Here is a 1,227-nt window from a genome sequence, read left to right as displayed (position 1 = left end):
CCCCGCTACCGGCAACGTGCTGGGCAACGACAGCGATGTGGATAACACCCTCAGCGTTGCCAGCTTCAGCATCAATGGCGTCACCGGCAGCTTCACCGCAGGTTCCAGCGCGATCATCGCTGGCGTCGGCACCCTGACCATCGCCGCCAATGGCAACTACACCTTTACCCCGGCAGCCAACTGGAACGGTGACGTCCCGCAGGTCACCTACACCACCAACACCGGCAGCAGCTCGACGCTGAATATCACCGTGACTCCGGTCGACGATGCCTCCGCCCTAGTCGCGGACACCAACACCGTCGCCGAAGACAACCCGGCCACCGGCAACGTGCTCGGCAACGACAGCGATGTGGACAACACCCTCAGCGTCGCCAGCTTCAGCGTGGCGGGCGTCACTGGCAGCTTCACCGCCGGTTCCAGCGCGATCATCGCTGGCGTCGGCACCCTGACCATCGCCGCCAACGGCAACTACACCTTCACCCCGGTGGCCAACTGGAATGGCGCGGTACCTGAAGTCACTTACACCACCAACACCGGCAGCAGCTCGACGCTGGATATCACCGTCACCCCGGTGAACGACGCACCGCTGGCGACCAACGATGGCCCGATTGCGGTCACCGAAGACACTCCGGCCATCGGTAACGTGCTGACCAACGACAGCGACCCGGAAAATGACACCCTGACCGTCACCCAGTTCGAAGTGGACGGCACCACCTATGCGGCCGGCCAGACTGCCACCCTCTCGGGCGTTGGCACCCTGGTCATCAATGCCAATGGTTCGTACACCTTCACACCGGCGCTGAACTACAACGGCCCGGTGCCCACCGCGACCTATACCGTCACCGACGGCACCGCCACCGACACCGCCGAGCTAAGCTTCGGCAACGTCACTCCGGTCGACGATGCCTCCGTCCTGGTCGCGGACAGCAACACCGTCGCCGAAGACAACCCGGCTACCGGCAACGTGCTCGGCAACGACAGCGATGTGGATAACACCCTCAGCGTCGCCAGCTTCAGCATCAATGGCGTCACCGGCAGCTTCACTGCAGGTTCCAGTGCGGTCATCGCCGGCGTCGGCACCCTGACCATCGCCGCCAATGGCAACTACACCTTCACCCCGGTGGCCAACTGGAACGGTGACGTCCCGCAGGTCACCTACACCACCAACACCGGCAGCGAGAGCACGCTGGATATCACCGTGACTCCAGTGGACGATGCCTCCGCCCT

Annotated in this window: 1 protein-coding gene; it reads left to right on the top strand. The window is 64.0% G+C overall.

Features of this window, described 5'->3' with window-relative positions; all coding sequences use genetic code 11:
- Positions 1 to 1,227 (top strand): Ig-like domain-containing protein (locus FFS60_RS28555; RefSeq protein WP_137823896.1); only part of this gene is annotated, 1,227 nt, incomplete at both ends.

Origin of the sequence: Pseudomonas sp. D(2018), assembly GCF_005502555.1 — a bacterium.
Taxonomy (GTDB): domain Bacteria; phylum Pseudomonadota; class Gammaproteobacteria; order Pseudomonadales; family Pseudomonadaceae; genus Metapseudomonas; species Metapseudomonas resinovorans.
Note: the sequence above shows the minus strand (reverse complement) of the source record. Positions and strands in the feature narration are given on the sequence as shown.